Below are 16,781 nucleotides of genomic sequence, written 5' to 3'. Positions count from 1 at the left end.
CCTTCATTGTACGCCTATTTGGCCACAATGTTCATCTAAATGACGAAATTATTTTTTCCAATTTTTCAACGCATCGGCAAAGGCATTACCCATTGCACTATTTCCTCTTGGATGACGATCTTGGCGAGGTGCATTACTTCTTGGTTTTGCACTTAAAGTGCGGTCAGATTTGCCGTCATTTTTGACCGCACTTTCATCTAATCGCATCGTCAACGCAATACGTTTACGCGGTACATCCACTTCCAACACTTTCACTTTCACGATATCGCCCGTTTTCACCACTTGATGTGGATCTTCTACGAATTTATCGCTTAATGATGAAATATGTACTAAACCGTCTTGGTGAACACCAATATCCACAAATGCACCGAAGTTAGTCACATTGGTGACGGTACCTTCTAAAATCATACCTGGTTTTAAATCAGTGATTTCTTCCACGCCTTCTGCGAATACTGCAGTTTTAAATTCACCACGCGGATCGCGCCCCGGTTTTTCCAACTCTTTGAAAATATCTTGAACGGTTGGTAAACCAAATTGCTCATCAATGAATTGTTTTGCATCAAGCTGACGTACTACACCGGCATTGCCCATTAAATCTTGGATAGATTGTGCCGTCGCTTGCAAGATTTTTTCAACCACAGGATAAGCTTCTGGGTGAACACCCGAAGCATCAAGTGGATTTTTCCCGCCTGCAATACGCATAAAGCCCGCACATTGCTCAAAAGCTTTTGGCCCTAAACGCGGCACTTTTTTCAATTCGCTACGGCTTTCAAAACGACCATTTTCATCTCGGTATTCCACAATATTTTGCGCTAAAGTTTTCGTCATTCCCGCCACGCGAGCAAGCAATGGCGCGGATGCTGTATTCAAATCCACACCCACCGCGTTTACACAGTCTTCCACCACCGCATCAAGTTTACGCGCAAGTTGGGTTTGGTTTACATCGTGTTGATATTGCCCAACACCAATGGCTTTCGGTTCGATTTTCACTAATTCTGCCAATGGATCTTGTAAACGACGGGCGATAGATACCGCACCACGTAAAGAGACATCTAAATTCGGGAATTCATTTGCCGCAAATTCAGAAGCTGAATAAACGGATGCGCCCGCTTCGCTCACCACAACGGTTTGCGGTTTATTTTCTTTAATTTCTTTAATGACTTCTTTTGCAAAACGTTCTGTTTCACGAGAAGCTGTACCGTTACCAATGGCAATTAATTCCACGTTATGTTTGCGGATTAAGCTGAAAATCGCCACTTGTGCTTCAGCTTCACGCCCCGTATGTGGATAAATGGTGGTAGTGTCTAATAATTTACCTGTGTTATCCACCACCGCGACTTTAACCCCCGTACGTAAGCCCGGGTCCAAGCCCATAGTGCTTTTCGCGCCAGCGGGTGCCGCCATTAAAAGTGCGGTCAGATTTCGAGCGAAAACATCAATGGCTTCTTCTTCCGCTTTTTCACGTAAACTTGCCATTAATTCCGTTTCTAAATGCAACGACACTTTGATTTTCCATGTCCACGCAATCACTTGCTCACGCCATTTATCCGCAGGCTGACCAGTAAAACGTACATCTAAATAATCACGAATAATCTCTTCACAATAGCTTTGGCGACTTCCCTCTTCCGCATCAGGATCAGCATTTAAGCTTAATTGTAAAATGCCCTCATTACGTCCGCGGAACATGGCCAATGCACGGTGAGAAGGCACATTTTTCAACAATTCTTGGTGGTCAAAATAATCTTGGAATTTTGCGCCTTCCGTTTCTTTGCCTTCGATCACTTTAGATACGATAACGGCATTTTTTGCTAAATAATCACGGACTTTCGCTAATAAACCTGCATCTTCAGCAAACCGTTCCATTAAAATATAGCGTGCACCATCAAGCGCTACCTTAGTATCTGTTACGCCTTTATCTGCATTCACAAATTCCGCGGCAGCCGTTTCAGGATCATTTTTCGGCTCATTCCAAAGTAAATCAGCCAATGGCTCAAGACCAGCTTCAATCGCAATTTGCCCTTTTGTACGACGTTTTGGTTTGTATGGCAAATATAAATCTTCTAATTCGGTTTTGCTTTGTGTCGCATGGATTTTGTCACGCAATTCATCGGTCAATTTCCCTTGCTCTTCAATAGATTTCAAAATGGTTTGACGACGATCTTCTAATTCTCGTAAATAAATTAAACGGGTTTCAAAATGACGAAGTTGGGTGTCATCCAGGCCACCAGTGGCTTCTTTACGATAACGGGCGATAAATGGAATGGTGTTGCCATCATCTAATAATTGAATGGCCGCGAGGATTTGTTGGGGTTGAACGGTTAATTCTGCCGCAATAATTTGGCTAATTTGTTGATTTAACATTGTCATACTTCTTTGTTATTAAAGGATTCGATAAAAACGGAAATAGAATACTGGTTTTAGACAACAGGCTCAAATATAATTCAAAAAAATTTCTTTTATTTTTATTATGGCAAAATCAAATTACATTACCCGTCAAGGCTGGCTTGCGCTTGGCCAAGAACTGAAATTTTTGTGGAAAGAAGAACGCCCAAAAGTTACCCAAGCGGTTTCAGATGCCGCCGCGCTTGGTGACCGCAGTGAAAATGCGGAATATATTTACGGCAAACGTCGCTTACGTGAAATTGATCGCCGTGTGCGTTTTCTTTCCAAGCGATTAGAAGTACTACAAATCGTGGATTACAGCCCAAAACAAGAAGGCAAAGTATTTTTCGGTGCATGGGTTGAGCTAGAAGATGAAGAGGGTGAAGTGAAGCAATATCGCCTTGTCGGCTGCGATGAATTCGATCCCGCTAAAAACTGGATCTCCATTGATTCTCCCGTCGCACGTGCTTTAATCGGGAAAGGCGTTGACGATGAAATCCATGTGGAAACACCCTCTGGCAAAGTCGTGCTCTATGTAAACCGAATTTGGTATGAAAAATAGCAAGCATAGAAAACAAAAGAGCGGTCAAATTGACCGCTCTTTTTTATTCTATCAATCGGATAAATTATGCTTTATCACCAATTAATACAGACTCTAACGCAATTTCAATCATATCATTGAAGGTTAATTGGCGTTCTTCTGCTGTAGTTTGTTCGTGTGTACGAATATGGTCTGAAACGGTACAGATACAAAGTGCTTTTGCACCATATTCTGCTGCTACGCCATAGATACCAGCCGCTTCCATTTCTACGCCTAAGATGCCGTATTTTTCCATCACATCAAACATTTCGAAATCTGGCGTGTAGAATAGGTCTGCAGAGAAAAGATTCCCTACGCGAACTTGCTTACCTTTTTCTTTCGCAGCTTGAACCGCTGCTTGTGCCATATCAAAATCAGCAATTGCAGCAAAATCGTTATCTTTGAAACGGATACGGTTTACTTTTGAATCAGTACATGCTCCAAGGCCGATGATAACATCACGTACTTTAACGTCCATACGTACGGCACCACAAGAACCAACACGGATGATTTTTTTCACGCCGTATTCAGTAATTAATTCTTTCGCATAAATTGAGCAAGATGGGATACCCATACCGTGACCCATAACAGAGATACGACGACCTTTATAAGTACCGGTATAACCCAACATATTGCGAACGTTAGTCACTTCTTTCGCATCTTCTAAGAATGTTTCAGCAATATATTTTGCACGAAGCGGATCGCCTGGCATTAACACAACATCTGCAAATGCGCCTTCAGGAGCGTTAATATGTGGAGTCATTGTTTTTTCCTCTTGTTGATAAATAAAAAGTCATTTAAGCAAACGTTTTCGCTTGCTTTAAAGTACAACACCACGAATGATTCGTGGTGTTGAGAGATAAAGTGCGGTCAAAATTCACCACATTTTAATTACATTGCTACGCCGCTTAACTCGATGAATAAACCTGCGATAGTCGCACTCATTAAGTTAGCTAATGTACCCGCTACAACTGCTTTTAAACCTAAGCGCGCAACATCACCACGACGATTTGGTGCCATACCACCGATACCACCGATTAAGATTGCGATAGAGCTGAAGTTAGCAAAACCACATAATGCGAAAGTAATGATGGCTTTAGTTTTTTCACTTAATACAACTGCTGTATCTGGTTGTAAGTATTTCGCGAACTCTAAGTAACCCACGAATTCATTTACGGCTAATTTCATACCAATCATTTGACCCGCGATTGCAGATTCATCCCAAGATACACCAATTAAGTAGGCTAATGGTTTGAAGATCCAACCAAAGATTGATTGTAATGTTAAATCACCGTAACCGAACCAGCCGCCTACACCACCTAAAATACCATTAACTAAAGCAATTAAACCCACGAACGCGATTAACATCGCACCTACGTTTAACGCTAATTGCATACCGGCACTAGCACCACCCGCCATGGCCTCAAGCACGTTGGTTGGTTTTTCGCTATCATCCGTTTCAGGTTGTTTATCGTTAAATTGTTCAGTTTGTGGGAATAAAATTTTCGCAAATAATAAACCTGCTGGTGCAGCCATGAAAGATGCTGCGATTAAGTAAGTCAACGGCACGCCCATTCCTGCATAACCTGCCATGACTGAGCCCGCGATAGAAGCTGTACCACCCGCCATAATAGCGAACAATTCAGATTGGGTCATATTTTTAATGTAAGGACGAACCACTAAAGGTGCTTCAGTTTGACCAACGAAGATATTCGCTGCTGCAGACATTGATTCTGCTTTAGATGTACCTAACGCCGCTTGCAATGCACCACCAATCACTTTGATGACAACTTGCATAATGCCTAAGTAATAAAGCACAGAAATTAAACCAGAGAAAAAGACGATGATTGGTAACACTTTCACCGCAAAGATAAAGCCGGCATTTGAAGGATCTGCTAATCCACCAAAGACGAAATTAATCCCTTCGTTACCATACGCAATAACATTTGACACTCCATTTGCTGTCGCTTGTAATGCATCACGGCCATACGGCACATACAAAATAAGGGCCGCAAATCCGATTTGGATCGCCAAAGCCCCTAATACAGTACGTAAATTAATCGCCTTACGATTATTTGAAAATAATACGGCAATGACCAGTAATACGACAATGCCTAAAACGCTACCTAAAATACCCATTTTTTTCCCCTAGGTTGGTTAGATAAGTAAGTGAATAAAATTGTCCTATTCTACTTGTTTTTCGGTAAAAAGTCGGAATATTTTTGCTACTTTTCGATATGTTTGCTTATAAAATGGTCACAATTTTGGTCAGACCACAAAATTTCGCATAGTTTTCAAGTTCTTGGGTCTGCTCAACAGTTGGGACATAAGGGCTGAGCCCTTCAGCATCTCGTGCACCTTTTGTGTGCATTCGGATAATTTTGAATAAAACATCCGGATAATCTTTCAATAAGGAAGCGACTTTTTCCACCAACTTTTCTGCATCAAAAAAATTCGCCACATAAACTAACCGCACTTCTTCCACTTTATTTAATGGCAATAATTGCGCCAAGTTCTTCAAATTGCGATCTAAATTTTCTTGCTTGATATGTTGATGAGTAGGAATGATATTTTTAGGGACAATGCCTTGGCGATTTTGTCTATCAAAGCACAAACTTTGTAAGCCAAGCCCATCTCCTTTCAGGTCAAAGAGAAATTTATCAGTGACATCAATTAAAGGTCGAATTGCTTCAAATTCAAAAAAACCACTGCTATCTAAATAGCAAGTTAGCTCTTCCTCACGTAGTTTTTGGAACAATGGTACGAGCTTTTTATGGTGAATGGTGGGTTCCCCACCAGAAACCGTCACGCCACGAATGAAAGGTACTGCATCCATTACTTGCTCATACAAATACTGCAGACTGACTTGATGAGCCCCTTCTGCATAACGAGGAATAGTTTCTGGATTATGGCAATAAAGGCAGTTTAGCTTACAGCCTTGTAAGAAAATACTGGTACGATTCCCCTGCCCTTCTACATTAGAAAAAGGAATAATACGATGCAGGGGAACATAAATATCTGAAAGTGCGGTCACAAAAAACGCTGTTTTCTAGAGTAAGTCATCACTTACGAAAGTTTCATTTGGAAAATCACTAATTCCGCTTGGCAGCAGAATGTGAAAACTGCTTTAAGCAAGTATCCATCTTCAACCTGTTGAATTTCAGACTGAATTTGACAAGGTTCACTTTCGATATCACGTGCTTTTAACGTGAAATATTCCAATGCACCTTCTGCATCTTGACGAGTGGCGTAAAACTGTTCGATAGGTAAACTACAATCGCTGTTATCAAACAATGATTTCATATCGAAAGTATTACAACCTACACATTCAATTGGTTTTTCAGTTTGAATGGCCATATTTTTCTCCTTATCTAAAAAAGCCGTGATAGAACACGGCTTATTAAGTTTAAAATTATTTTGCTGCAACAAAGCCGACGGCTTCGTACACTTTATCAAGGGTTGCTTTTGCTCTTGCACGGGCTTTTTCCGCACCTTGACGTAAAATCTCGTCTAAAAGTGCTTCATCGTTACGATATTGATAGAAACGTTCTTGTAAACCCGCAAGTAAGTTTGACACTTCGTCTGCAACGGCTGTTTTTAAGTGGCCGTACATTTTGCCTTCAAATTCTTTTTCAAGTTCTGCCACAGATTTATCGGTTACTGCAGAAAGGATATCTAATAAGTTAGACACACCCGCTTTGTTTTTTACGTCATAACGTACAACAGGTGGTTCATCAGAGTCTGTTACCGCACGTTTGATTTTTTTCGCGACCGATTTTGGATCTTCAAGCAAGGTCACCACGTTATTGCGGTTATCATCTGATTTTGACATTTTTTTATCAGGATCTTGCAAAGACATAATACGCGCGCCTGCTTTGCCTAAGAAAATTTCAGGAATCGTGAAAATATCACCATAAAGGGCATTAAAACGAGCCGCAATATCACGAGTGATTTCTAAATGTTGTTTTTGGTCATCCCCCACCGGTACGCTTTTTGCTTGGTAAAGTAAGATATCTGCTGCCATTAAAACTGGATAATCAAATAAACCCACGTTAATATTTTCGGCATAACGTGCTGATTTATCTTTGAATTGAGTCATACGGCTCATCTCGCCGAAATAGGTGTAACAGTTCAACACCCAGCTTAGTTGAGTATGCTCTGGTACATGAGATTGCACGAAGATTGTGCTTTTATTCGGATCAATACCACAAGCCAAGTAAAGGGCAAGTACATCAAGCGTTGCTTTGCGAAGTGCTGCAGGATCTTGACGTACCGTGATGGCGTGTAAATCCACTACGCAGAAAATACACTCATAATCTTCTTGCATTTTCACCCAGTTGCGAAGTGCACCTAAATAATTCCCGATAGTTAATTCGCCGGAAGGCTGCACGCCACTGAATACAATTGGTTTTGTCATTGGTTATCCTTTTATTCTGTAAACTGAATTGGCGCTATGATAACAAAAGATAGGGCGTTTTTTAATGATTGAGTTCAAAACAATGTGTAAAAATGCTATATTACGCCAAAAATTTCTGCAGCTCACAATTTATAATCCCAATGAAAAATTATAATGATATGGCTCTGGCACTTGCCGGTGTTTGTCAATCTGTCTTATTAATCAGTCAATTAGCACAAAAAGGCGAAGTTGATCATCAAGATGCATTCCAAACCACCATTCATTCTCTTCTCATCACTCAACCTGAAGATACATTAGCCGTATTTGGCGGTGATGTTCAACATCTTAAAGTGGGATTAAACACACTTATTGAGCAACTCACTCAATTAAACGACAAAAATTTGTTGAATTATTGGGGCAGCTTGTTAGCGTTAGAGAGTAAATTAAACAAGCGACCTGAAATCAAACAAGAACTTGGCCGCCGAATTGCCCGTTTACCAGAACAACTTTCTTATCACGACAATCAATTTGATGATGAGATGTTTTCAATCATGGCAAACATTTATGTCGATACAATTAGTCCTTTAGGCAAACGCATTCATATTATTGGTTCGGCATATCATTTACAGCAACAAAATGTACAAGACAAAATTCGTGCGTGTTTGCTTGCCGGCATTCGTTCTGCCGTTTTGTGGCGTCAAGTAGGTGGCAGCAAATGGCAACTGTTATTTCATCGTAAAAAATTAGTGCAAGCAGCACGACAACTCTACTCAACTTTAAATTAATCCTTGGAGAACTCTTATGCAACTTTCCGCATTAACCGCTCTTTCCCCGATTGACGGTCGTTATCAAGATAAAGCCACCGCATTACGTGGTATTTTCAGTGAATTTGGCTTGCTCAAATTCCGTGTCACCGTGGAAGTACGTTGGTTACAAAAATTGGCGGCGACCGCTGAAATCCAAGAAGTTTCTTCTTTGTCTAAAGAAGCAAACGATTACCTTAATAAAATTGTGGAAGAATTCAGTCTTCAAGATGCTGAACGTATCAAAGAAATTGAGCGCACCACGAATCATGACGTCAAAGCGGTTGAATATTTCTTAAAAGAAAAAAGTGAAGCTTTACCAGAATTAGCCAAAGTCTCTGAATTTATTCACTTTGCTTGTACCTCTGAAGATATTAACAACCTTTCTCACGCTTTAATGTTAAAAACAGCACGTGAAGAAGTAATCTTACCTGAATGGCAAAAACTGATTGATGAAATCACCCGTTTAGCAAACGAATACAAAACCATTCCATTACTTTCTCGTACACACGGCCAACCTGCCTCACCAAGTACGGTGGGTAAAGAAATGGCGAACGTGGTTTACCGTTTAAAACGCCAATTCAAACAACTCCAACAAAATGAAATCTTGGGGAAAATTAATGGTGCTGTGGGTAACTACAATGCGCATTTATCGGCCTATCCAAACATCAACTGGCACAAATTCAGTGAAGAATTTGTCACTTCATTAGGTTTAGATTGGAACCCGTATACCACTCAAATTGAACCACATGATTACATTGCTGAATACTTTGATGCCGTGGTACGTTTTAATACCATCATCATCGACTTCGACCGTGACTTATGGGGCTACATTGCGTTAAATCACTTTAAACAGCGCACTATTGCGGGGGAAATTGGTTCATCTACCATGCCGCATAAAGTGAATCCAATTGACTTCGAAAACTCAGAAGGTAACTTAGGTTTAGCCAATGCTGTGATGACTCACCTTGGTCAAAAATTACCAATTTCTCGCTGGCAGCGTGACTTAACCGACTCTACTGTATTACGTAACTTAGGTGTGGGTTTAGGTTATTGTTTAATTGCGTATGCTGCAACGCGTAAAGGTATCAGCAAATTAGAAGTGAACGAACAACATCTCCGTGATGAACTCAACCACAACTGGGAAGTTTTAGCTGAGCCAATTCAAACAGTGATGCGTCGCTATGGTATTGAAAAACCATACGAAAAATTAAAAGAGCTCACTCGTGGTAAACGCGTTGATGAAAAAGCAATGCGTGAATTCATCGAAAAACTGGATATTCCAGCTGATGAAAAAGCACGTTTACAACAACTTACCCCTGCCACCTACATCGGTGCAGCCATAGAGTTAGTAGAAAAACTTTAATAAATAAAAGAGCATCTTTTTATGCCCTAAAAAATCAAAGTGCGGTCAAAAACACTAGAGATTTTGACCGCACTTTTTATTCTTTTTTACTATTTCCCATTTCATCATTCACGCTTAATAAATAGCAATCGTGCGTGATCATACACCCAATTAAAAATAAAGGTGTAAACTGTCACCATCACCGTTAAACTGAAATCCATCATAAAAGCTGTAATCCAATCCACTTTTAAAAAGTAAGCAATGATCGGCACAGTGAAAATAAGCAAACCACCTTCAAATGAAATGGCATGTAAAGTACGAAATATGACGCCTCGCTTTTCTCGCGGCCCCGTAAATACTTTATCAAGGAAATAATTAAAGATGAGATTCCATAACATGGCTGTTAAGGAAACCAACACCATGGAACCAAAGAGAATAGACACACTTTCTTCTGTAAAGAAATACAAAGCGAAAACGGAAAGCAACACAACCGTGGTTTCAAACAAGATTGCGTGAAAAAGTCGCTCAAGAAAACTCATTTGTCATCCTTTACAAAGAAAAAGTGCGGTCAAATTCACCGCACTTTTCATCAATATTTGATTAATTGGTTTTTAATTTATTCCAATATTTTTCGTAAATATCCACTGCTTCACCCACATCGCCTTGCATAATGCCTTTTTCAATATTTTCAGCTGATGGGAACAAGGTTGGGTTATTCGCCATTTCTGGTGAAAGTAATGCTTTCACGCCTTCATTTGGCATAGAGAAACCCATTTTTTCAACAACTAATTTTGCATTTTCAGGGCGAAGTAAGAAGTCGATAAATTTATAAGCTCCTTCAACATTGTTCGCACCTTTTGGTATCGCGTAGTTATCCATCCAGAAAATCGCGCCTTCTTTTGGATATACAAATTGGATACTTGGATTTTCTTTGTGTGCTAAATAAGCCGAACCATTCCATAACATCCCGATAGAGGCCTCACCTTGAACAAACGGAACTTCTGGCGAGTCAGAGTTAAAGGTCACCACATTTGGTAACAATTTCACTAAACGCTCATAAGCCGCTTTAATATCTTCTTCATTCGTGGTATTTGGTGATTTACCATCTAAAAGTAATGCAATGTGGAAGACTTCACGCGCATCACTGGTTAATAATACCTTACCTTTAAATTCTGGATTCCATAAATCAGCCCAACTTGTAATTTTGCTTGGGTCAATATCATCCGCATTCACGCCGATACCGGTTAAACCATAAACATAAGGCAGAGAATATTTGTTATTTGGGTCAAACTCCTTGTTTAATAAATTTGCTGGAATTTGTTTAAAATTACTTAATTTGCTGTGATCAAGCTCTTGTAACATATTTTCTTTCGCCATTTTATTGACGTAATAGCTTGATGGGAAAACTAAATCATAGCCACTACCTGTACTAGAGGTCAGCTTCAATTTAGCATACATTTCTTCATTACTTTCAAATGTCGAATAAATCACTTCAATGCCGGTTTCTTTGGTAAATTCCGCAACCAAATTAGATGGCACATAGTCAGTCCAGTTGTAAACATAAAGTTTTTCAGCAGCGAATGCTGCAGAGGTTGCTACAAATGCAACGGCAGAAAGACAAAGTGATTTGATGTATTGAACAGCATTTTTTTTCAATTTATTGACCTCCTCAGGACAATCAAAATAAACCTTAAGTAATCGTTTACTTGTATAAACTTGGGGGAGTATAGCACCTTTTTAGCAAAAGGTTTGACATATTTTCCCATCAGGGTAAGATTCCCTCAATTTCAATTTTATGTTAATAAATTAGGCATCAATCATGCTCGAATTCGCTCATCAAGAACATATCAAATCTTATTATTTCGACAGCCGAAACCAAGCCTTCGAATTGCCGCCTCTCACTCAGCAAGAAGAAGCGGATGTTTGTGTTATTGGTGCGGGTTTCTTCGGTTTATCAGCCGCCCTTGAATTAGCAGAAAAAGGCAAGAAAGTCATTGTATTAGAAGGCGCAAGAGTAGGATTTGGCGCATCCGGCAGAAGTGGCGGTCAAGCTATCAATGGTTTTGAAGAAGGCATTGATGAATATATTGCTCAAGTGGGCTTTGATAAAGCGAAAAAACTTTGGGATATGTCGCTAGAAGCCATTGATATTATTGATGAACGCATTGCGAAATATGGTATTCAATGTGATTGGAAAAAAGGCTATGCCACATTGGCGTTAAATGAACGTCGTATGGACGATCTCATTGAAATGGAAAAAGCCAGCCATGCGACTTTTGGCTATGACAAAATGCAACTTTGGGATAAAGCCAAACTAAAACAACATCTAGGCAGCGATATTTATGTAGGCGGCTTATACGATAGCAATTCTGGTCATTTACACCCATTAAACTATTGCTTAGGCTTAGCAAAAGCCTGCTTGGATTTAGGCGTACAGATTTACGAACAATCGCCCGTTGTGGATTTAGTCGAAAAATCAGGTTGTATTGAAGTTAAAACCGATAAAAGTGCGGTCATTTCTCAAGACGTTATTTTAGCCACCAACGCTTATATTGATGCGCTACCAAAATCCATTCATCACGGCATTAATCGTAAAATTTTGCCAGTAGAAAGCTTTATTATTGCAACCGAACCCTTAGATCAAGCCACGGCTGATTCCGTAATCAATAATGGCATGTCGGTTTGCGATAATAATATTTTGCTCGATTACTATCGTTTGAGTGCGGATAACCGTTTGTTATTTGGTAGTGACTCGAGTTCTGAAAAAGATATGGTGCAGATTATGCGCAGTAATATGTTGCATGTTTTCCCTCAATTGGAAAACGTCCAAATTGACTATGGCTGGGCAGGACCGATTGATATGACACTCAACGCAAGCCCGCATTTTGGCCGTATCTCACCGCACATTTATTTTGCTCAAGGCTATTCTGGACACGGTGTCGCACTCACTGGACTTGCTGGACGCATTATTGCAGAAGCAATTTTAGGTAATGACGAACGTTTGAGAATTTTTGAAGGATTGAAAGTGCCTTCGTTTTACGGTGGAAAATCCCTCAAAAACTTAGCCACCAAGATCGGCGTACTCTATTACAAATTCCTCGATCGTTATCGTTAATCAAAAAAAGCAAAGGCGTGTATCAAACACGCCTTTATTGTTTCGATGACATTTAAGGTTTAATGTCTCGTAAAATAGGATTTTGCATGGAAATCAAGGTTTCCGTTGATTGAATTTCATCAATTAACTGGATCTTAGTCGCCAGCACGGAATGTAATTCCGCAATCGTGTGTGTCATTACTTTAATAAAAATCGAATAATTCCCCGTGGTGTAATAGGCTTCCACCACTTCATCAAAGGTATCGAGCTTTTTAATCACTTTTTCGTAATCTTTTGCGCTTTTCAAAATAATGCCAATAAAGCAGCACACATCATAACCCAGTTTACGCTCATCAATAATCGCTTTTGTGCCTTCAATCAAACCAGACTGACGCATTTTCTCTACGCGAACATGAATCGTACCTGGGCTCACGCCAAAGCTTTTCGCCATTTCGGCATAAGGTGTACGTGCATCTTTAGTCAGCACACGGAGAATTTGGCGATCAAGTGTATCGATATTGTTCATAAAACACTCCTTATTAGATCTTTTTCAAAATATCTTCTTTATTTTTGATAATATTCAACATTTAAAACAATGTAAAGAAATTACTTGAAATAATTTGTCATTTCATTGAATAATGCGCAACAAATCTTACCAGTTATTATAAAAAGAAGGATAAATATGAAAAAGACGTTTATTTTACAACAACAAGAAATTAGCTTTGTGAAGAACACCTTTACTCAAAACTTGATTGAACAACTTGGTATTATCGAAGTACAAGGTCCAATCCTTAGTGAAGTTGGCAACGGTATGCAAGATAACTTATCAGGCATTGAGAAAGCGGTTCAAGTAAACGTGAAATGTATCCCAAATGCGGTTTATGAAGTGGTTCACTCATTGGCTAAATGGAAACGCCATACTCTCGCTCGTTTCCACTTTAAAGAAGGTGAAGGCTTATTTGTTCATATGAAAGCATTACGTCCAGATGAAGATTCATTGGATCAAACTCACTCTGTTTATGTGGACCAATGGGACTGGGAAAAAGTCATTCCTGAAGGTCGTCGTAACTTTGCTTATTTAAAAGAAACGGTACGTTCTATTTATCGTGCAATCCGTTTAACTGAATTAGCGGTAGAAGCTCGCTTTGACATTCCATCAAGCTTACCGAAAGAAATCACCTTCATTCACAGTGAAGATTTAGTGAAACGCTACCCAGATCTTTCAAGCAAAGAGCGTGAAAACGCCATTTGTAAAGAATATGGTGCCGTGTTCTTAATTGGTATCGGTGGCGAATTATCAGACGGTAAACCACATGATGGTCGTGCACCAGACTACGATGACTGGACAACTGAATCAGAAAACGGCTACAAAGGTTTAAACGGCGATATTTTGGTATGGAACGCTGAGTTAGGTAAAGCGTTTGAACTTTCTTCAATGGGTATTCGTGTGGATGAATCTGCATTACGTTTACAAGTTGGTTTAACCGGTGATGAAGATCGCTTAAAAATGGATTGGCACCAAGATTTATTAAACGGCAAATTACCTCTCACCATCGGTGGTGGTATCGGTCAATCTCGTCTGGCAATGCTTTTACTTCACAAAAAACACATTGGTGAAGTGCAATCAAGCGTATGGCCAAAAGAAATGTTAGAACAATATCAACATATTCTTTAATCGAAAGAGAAAATAAAAAGTGCGGTGAAATTTCACCGCACTTTTGTTTTTAGGAAATTAATTAATCTTGTAATGCACCACTGTTAAACATTGGTAATCCCATTGTTTTTAAGCTGTCGCGATAAATACCCAACAAGTCTTTCTCCGTAATTTTTTGTAACTCATCTAACGGTTTATCTAACGCAGCGACTGTTTCAATCACAAGACCTTGTGGACCGGATTCTTGCGTCGCAATTTCAAATAACGCTTGTCCACGACGAACATGACTACCTGAACTAATCAACACGGCATGTTTGATTTTGTGTTTCGCTAAAGAGTAACGAGAGAAAAGCGCATTTTCGACTGTTGAACGTGCATAGTTATCCGAATAAATACGGCTTGCATCAACGCCTTTCTCAATCAACCATTGCTTCATCAAATCCCCTTCTGTTTTATTGTTTTGTGGCACACCGCCTGTCACAATAATTAACGCATCTGGATTTTGATTCGCAATTTCTAAGGTTTTATCTAAACGTTGCACTAAAATATCATGCATGCTGCCATCTGGATTTAAAGCGTAACCCAACGTAATAATCGCCGATTGCGCCGGCAACTTGGTTTCGAGTTTATCGGTAATTGGCTGATTAGCCGCTTTATCAATCACAGCAAAGACTTTTTCTAATTTGCTTGCGCTTTCTGGGGAAAGTTGTTTTAAGCGCTCTAAATATTTTGTCGCTTCCGCTTGGTTGCCTTTAAAACGATTCCATGCAGCCAAGTAAGTATGTGCTTTCACATCATCTGGCGCCACATCAAGCACTTTTTGGTAAAGCTCAATGGCTTTATCTGTATTGCCGTTATAAATATTGGCATTCGCTGCACCAAACAAAAAATCTACACGATAAGGCTCAAGCTTATACGCTTCTAATAAAAGATCCGCAATACGCTCCATATTGGAAGGAAGTTTCGCGGTAAAACCTGCATTTGAAACACGAGCTGGCGAGTTTTGGATTTTCACCGCTTGTTCAAGCAACTCATCCACAACCTGTCTTTGAGTAAGAAGTTGTTGATAGTTTAATTGAGGCTCAAGTACTTTCACTTCTGCCGTGCTGGCAAAGCTGTTTACTGCAAGAGATGAAAGCACAGCAAGTAAGGAAACCTTGAAGATTTTTTGCATAATTAATTCTCCATATTGGATTGAATAACAAAAAGAGCGGTCACTTTTTTATCAGTTTCCGCTCTTTTCACTAAGCTTGATTCATAGACATGCACAATAACGTCAATGGATGGATACAAGTCACATTAGATGACATATCGATCTGCCATTTGCAAGTTTGGCATTCAGAGATCACGTAATCAAATCCGCCTGCATTGATATTATCGAATAAGTTTTTACCGATAGATTGGGAAACCTCGTAGTTTTCTTCTTTGAAACCGTATGTCCCTGCAATACCGCAACATTGTGATGGCAACATCACCACTTCTAAGCCTGGAATTTGTTTTAACACTTCCAAGGTGTATGGTGCCCACCCCGCTTTATCCACGTGACATGCGGTGTGATAAGCCACTCGCAATTTCAATGGTTTTAGCGGTAAAGTTTTACCTTCTTTAAAGAGTTGATATAAGAATGGTGTCACCATGTGAATATGCGGACGAACTTTTGCATTGTCGATACCTAAAATATGATGATATTCATCACGTAAATTTAGGGAGCAACTTGATGCTTCACTGATCACATCCAAGCCATTTTCATCCACCATTTTGCTGATGTAATCGGTGTTAAATTGTGCGATTTTCTTCGCACGTTCTGGGAATTGGTTGACGCTTAATGGCAAGCCACAGCATTTTTCTTTTTCCAATAAGACCACACCAATATCCATAGCATTGAACACTTGAATAAATTCTTTACCCAATTGTGGATTATTGTAGTTCACATAACAACCGTGATAATACGCCACTTTGCGTTCAAATTTTTGTTGGCTTTCCACCATTTTCTTCATATACCAACTGCGGAACGTACCAAAGGAATATTTTGGTAACGTACGATGACGGCTGATTTTTAACGCTTTTTCCAACACAAATTTTGTCGCTTTCAAACCAGTGATGGTATTAACAATCGGTGCTAGCGGTGTATTAAGTGAACCCATAATATCGGTGTTACTTAAAATCGCATCACGTAATTTTTGCACGGCTGGCTTGTGTTGTTGAGCAAGGTATTTATTTCTTGCACGAACAATAATGTCACCAATTTTTACATCAGACGGACACGCAATTTCACAACGTTTACAGTTAGTACAGTATTTCAATGCTTCATCATAAAGCTCAGCTGATTTTAAGCGTAAACGCTCACCATCCGGCCCCGATTGTTTTGGACCTGGGTAGTTTGGATTTTGACGAGAAACCGGACACACTGCTGTACATGCCGTACATTTAATACAACTTTCAAAACTCTCATCAAAGGCATGATGGTGTTGTGGTGCATTAAGGGATTGTTTTGCATTTTCAATTAATTGTTGAATGTTCATAACGC

Annotated in this window: 16 protein-coding genes; 5 read left to right on the top strand and 11 right to left on the bottom strand. The window is 39.7% G+C overall.

The features are described 5' to 3' along the window. Nucleotides 1–48 precede the first annotated feature (48 nt). Nucleotides 49–2,361 (bottom strand): Tex family protein, encoded by a 2,313-nt coding sequence (locus DPV85_RS08205; protein ID WP_111327688.1) that lies wholly within the window; start codon nucleotides 2,359–2,361, stop codon nucleotides 49–51. A gap of 106 nt (nucleotides 2,362–2,467) precedes the next feature. On the opposite strand from DPV85_RS08205, the gene greB reads away from it, so the two are divergent. Continuing rightward, nucleotides 2,468–2,944 carry a transcription elongation factor GreB gene (greB, locus tag DPV85_RS08200; protein ID WP_111327687.1) on the top strand — a complete coding sequence of 159 codons (477 nt, stop codon included), beginning with the start codon at nucleotides 2,468–2,470 and terminating at the stop codon, nucleotides 2,942–2,944. A 64-nt stretch (nucleotides 2,945–3,008) separates the two neighbouring features. Here the strand turns inward: greB and deoD are convergent, their stop codons facing one another. From deoD to trpS, 5 genes are all read right to left on the bottom strand, one after another. Continuing rightward, nucleotides 3,009–3,725, bottom strand: a complete 717-nt coding sequence (deoD, locus tag DPV85_RS08195) for a purine-nucleoside phosphorylase (protein WP_005697435.1) — start codon at nucleotides 3,723–3,725, stop codon at nucleotides 3,009–3,011. Between the two features lie 128 nt (nucleotides 3,726–3,853). Continuing rightward, nucleotides 3,854–5,101: a NupC/NupG family nucleoside CNT transporter gene (locus DPV85_RS08190; protein WP_111327686.1), complete on the bottom strand. Its 1,248-nt coding sequence runs from the start codon at nucleotides 5,099–5,101 to the stop codon at nucleotides 3,854–3,856. 106 nt (nucleotides 5,102–5,207) lie between these two features. Next, entirely contained in the window at nucleotides 5,208–5,996 is a 789-nt protein-coding gene (locus tag DPV85_RS08185) for a 4Fe-4S cluster-binding domain-containing protein (RefSeq protein WP_111327685.1), read from the bottom strand. Between the two features lie 32 nt (nucleotides 5,997–6,028). Beyond that, complete coding sequence (locus DPV85_RS08180) at nucleotides 6,029–6,319, bottom strand: YfcZ/YiiS family protein (protein WP_014064629.1); 291 nt, start codon at nucleotides 6,317–6,319, stop codon at nucleotides 6,029–6,031. Between the two features lie 55 nt (nucleotides 6,320–6,374). After that, nucleotides 6,375–7,379 carry a tryptophan--tRNA ligase gene (gene trpS, locus DPV85_RS08175; RefSeq protein ID WP_065243612.1) on the bottom strand — a complete coding sequence of 335 codons (1,005 nt, stop codon included), beginning with the start codon at nucleotides 7,377–7,379 and terminating at the stop codon, nucleotides 6,375–6,377. Between the two features lie 140 nt (nucleotides 7,380–7,519). Between trpS and hflD the strand changes: the two genes are divergently transcribed. Together hflD and purB are read left to right on the top strand one after the other, a co-directional pair. Then, a complete protein-coding gene (gene hflD, locus DPV85_RS08170) occupies nucleotides 7,520–8,143 on the top strand; it encodes a high frequency lysogenization protein HflD (RefSeq protein WP_111327684.1) in 624 nt (207 codons plus the stop codon). A gap of 16 nt (nucleotides 8,144–8,159) precedes the next feature. Further along, complete coding sequence (gene purB / locus DPV85_RS08165; RefSeq protein ID WP_111327683.1) at nucleotides 8,160–9,527, top strand: adenylosuccinate lyase; 1,368 nt, start codon at nucleotides 8,160–8,162, stop codon at nucleotides 9,525–9,527. Nucleotides 9,528–9,631: 104 nt separating this feature from the next. On the opposite strand, the gene DPV85_RS08160 is transcribed toward purB, so the two are convergent. Together DPV85_RS08160 and DPV85_RS08155 are read right to left on the bottom strand one after the other, a co-directional pair. Further along, nucleotides 9,632–10,045 carry a PACE efflux transporter gene (locus tag DPV85_RS08160; protein WP_014064625.1) on the bottom strand — a complete coding sequence of 138 codons (414 nt, stop codon included), beginning with the start codon at nucleotides 10,043–10,045 and terminating at the stop codon, nucleotides 9,632–9,634. 61 nt (nucleotides 10,046–10,106) lie between these two features. After that, entirely contained in the window at nucleotides 10,107–11,162 is a 1,056-nt protein-coding gene (locus DPV85_RS08155; RefSeq protein WP_111327682.1) for an extracellular solute-binding protein, read from the bottom strand. Between the two features lie 163 nt (nucleotides 11,163–11,325). On the opposite strand from DPV85_RS08155, the gene DPV85_RS08150 reads away from it, so the two are divergent. After that, nucleotides 11,326–12,621, top strand: coding sequence for an NAD(P)/FAD-dependent oxidoreductase (locus DPV85_RS08150; protein WP_111327681.1), 1,296 nt, complete (start codon nucleotides 11,326–11,328; stop codon nucleotides 12,619–12,621). Between the two features lie 52 nt (nucleotides 12,622–12,673). Here the strand turns inward: DPV85_RS08150 and asnC are convergent, their stop codons facing one another. Further along, complete coding sequence (gene asnC / locus DPV85_RS08145) at nucleotides 12,674–13,126, bottom strand: transcriptional regulator AsnC (protein ID WP_049367595.1); 453 nt, start codon at nucleotides 13,124–13,126, stop codon at nucleotides 12,674–12,676. 156 nt (nucleotides 13,127–13,282) lie between these two features. Between asnC and asnA the strand changes: the two genes are divergently transcribed. Then, complete coding sequence (gene asnA, locus DPV85_RS08140; protein ID WP_111327680.1) at nucleotides 13,283–14,275, top strand: aspartate--ammonia ligase; 993 nt, start codon at nucleotides 13,283–13,285, stop codon at nucleotides 14,273–14,275. A 61-nt stretch (nucleotides 14,276–14,336) separates the two neighbouring features. Here asnA and DPV85_RS08135 read toward each other — a convergent pair whose 3' ends face one another. Together DPV85_RS08135 and glpC are read right to left on the bottom strand one after the other, a co-directional pair. Continuing rightward, the gene (locus DPV85_RS08135; RefSeq protein ID WP_111327679.1) at nucleotides 14,337–15,428 is read right to left on the bottom strand and encodes an ElyC/SanA/YdcF family protein; all 1,092 of its coding nucleotides are present in this window, start codon (nucleotides 15,426–15,428) and stop codon (nucleotides 14,337–14,339) included. A gap of 70 nt (nucleotides 15,429–15,498) precedes the next feature. After that, nucleotides 15,499–16,776, bottom strand: a complete 1,278-nt coding sequence (gene glpC, locus DPV85_RS08130; protein ID WP_054420328.1) for an anaerobic glycerol-3-phosphate dehydrogenase subunit GlpC — start codon at nucleotides 16,774–16,776, stop codon at nucleotides 15,499–15,501. Between the last annotated feature and the right edge of the window lie 5 nt (nucleotides 16,777–16,781).

Source organism: Haemophilus parainfluenzae (assembly GCF_003252725.1).
GTDB lineage: Bacteria > Pseudomonadota > Gammaproteobacteria > Enterobacterales > Pasteurellaceae > Haemophilus_D > Haemophilus_D parainfluenzae_L.
The sequence above is the reverse complement of the archived record's forward strand: the minus strand, read 5'-3'. Positions and strand labels throughout refer to the sequence as shown.

Coding starts and splice junctions, on each gene's coding strand:
- DPV85_RS08150 (WP_111327681.1), top strand. CDS start 11,326: ATGCTCGAATTCGCTCATCAAGAACATATCAAATCTTATTATTTCGAC.
- DPV85_RS08190 (WP_111327686.1), bottom strand. CDS start 5,101: ATGGGTATTTTAGGTAGCGTTTTAGGCATTGTCGTATTACTGGTCATT.
- asnC (WP_049367595.1), bottom strand. CDS start 13,126: ATGAACAATATCGATACACTTGATCGCCAAATTCTCCGTGTGCTGACT.
- trpS (WP_065243612.1), bottom strand. CDS start 7,379: ATGACAAAACCAATTGTATTCAGTGGCGTGCAGCCTTCCGGCGAATTA.
- DPV85_RS08180 (WP_014064629.1), bottom strand. CDS start 6,319: ATGGCCATTCAAACTGAAAAACCAATTGAATGTGTAGGTTGTAATACT.
- deoD (WP_005697435.1), bottom strand. CDS start 3,725: ATGACTCCACATATTAACGCTCCTGAAGGCGCATTTGCAGATGTTGTG.
- purB (WP_111327683.1), top strand. CDS start 8,160: ATGCAACTTTCCGCATTAACCGCTCTTTCCCCGATTGACGGTCGTTAT.
- glpC (WP_054420328.1), bottom strand. CDS start 16,776: ATGAACATTCAACAATTAATTGAAAATGCAAAACAATCCCTTAATGCA.
- DPV85_RS08205 (WP_111327688.1), bottom strand. CDS start 2,361: ATGTTAAATCAACAAATTAGCCAAATTATTGCGGCAGAATTAACCGTT.
- hflD (WP_111327684.1), top strand. CDS start 7,520: ATGAAAAATTATAATGATATGGCTCTGGCACTTGCCGGTGTTTGTCAA.
- asnA (WP_111327680.1), top strand. CDS start 13,283: ATGAAAAAGACGTTTATTTTACAACAACAAGAAATTAGCTTTGTGAAG.
- DPV85_RS08135 (WP_111327679.1), bottom strand. CDS start 15,428: ATGCAAAAAATCTTCAAGGTTTCCTTACTTGCTGTGCTTTCATCTCTT.
- greB (WP_111327687.1), top strand. CDS start 2,468: ATGGCAAAATCAAATTACATTACCCGTCAAGGCTGGCTTGCGCTTGGC.
- DPV85_RS08160 (WP_014064625.1), bottom strand. CDS start 10,045: ATGAGTTTTCTTGAGCGACTTTTTCACGCAATCTTGTTTGAAACCACG.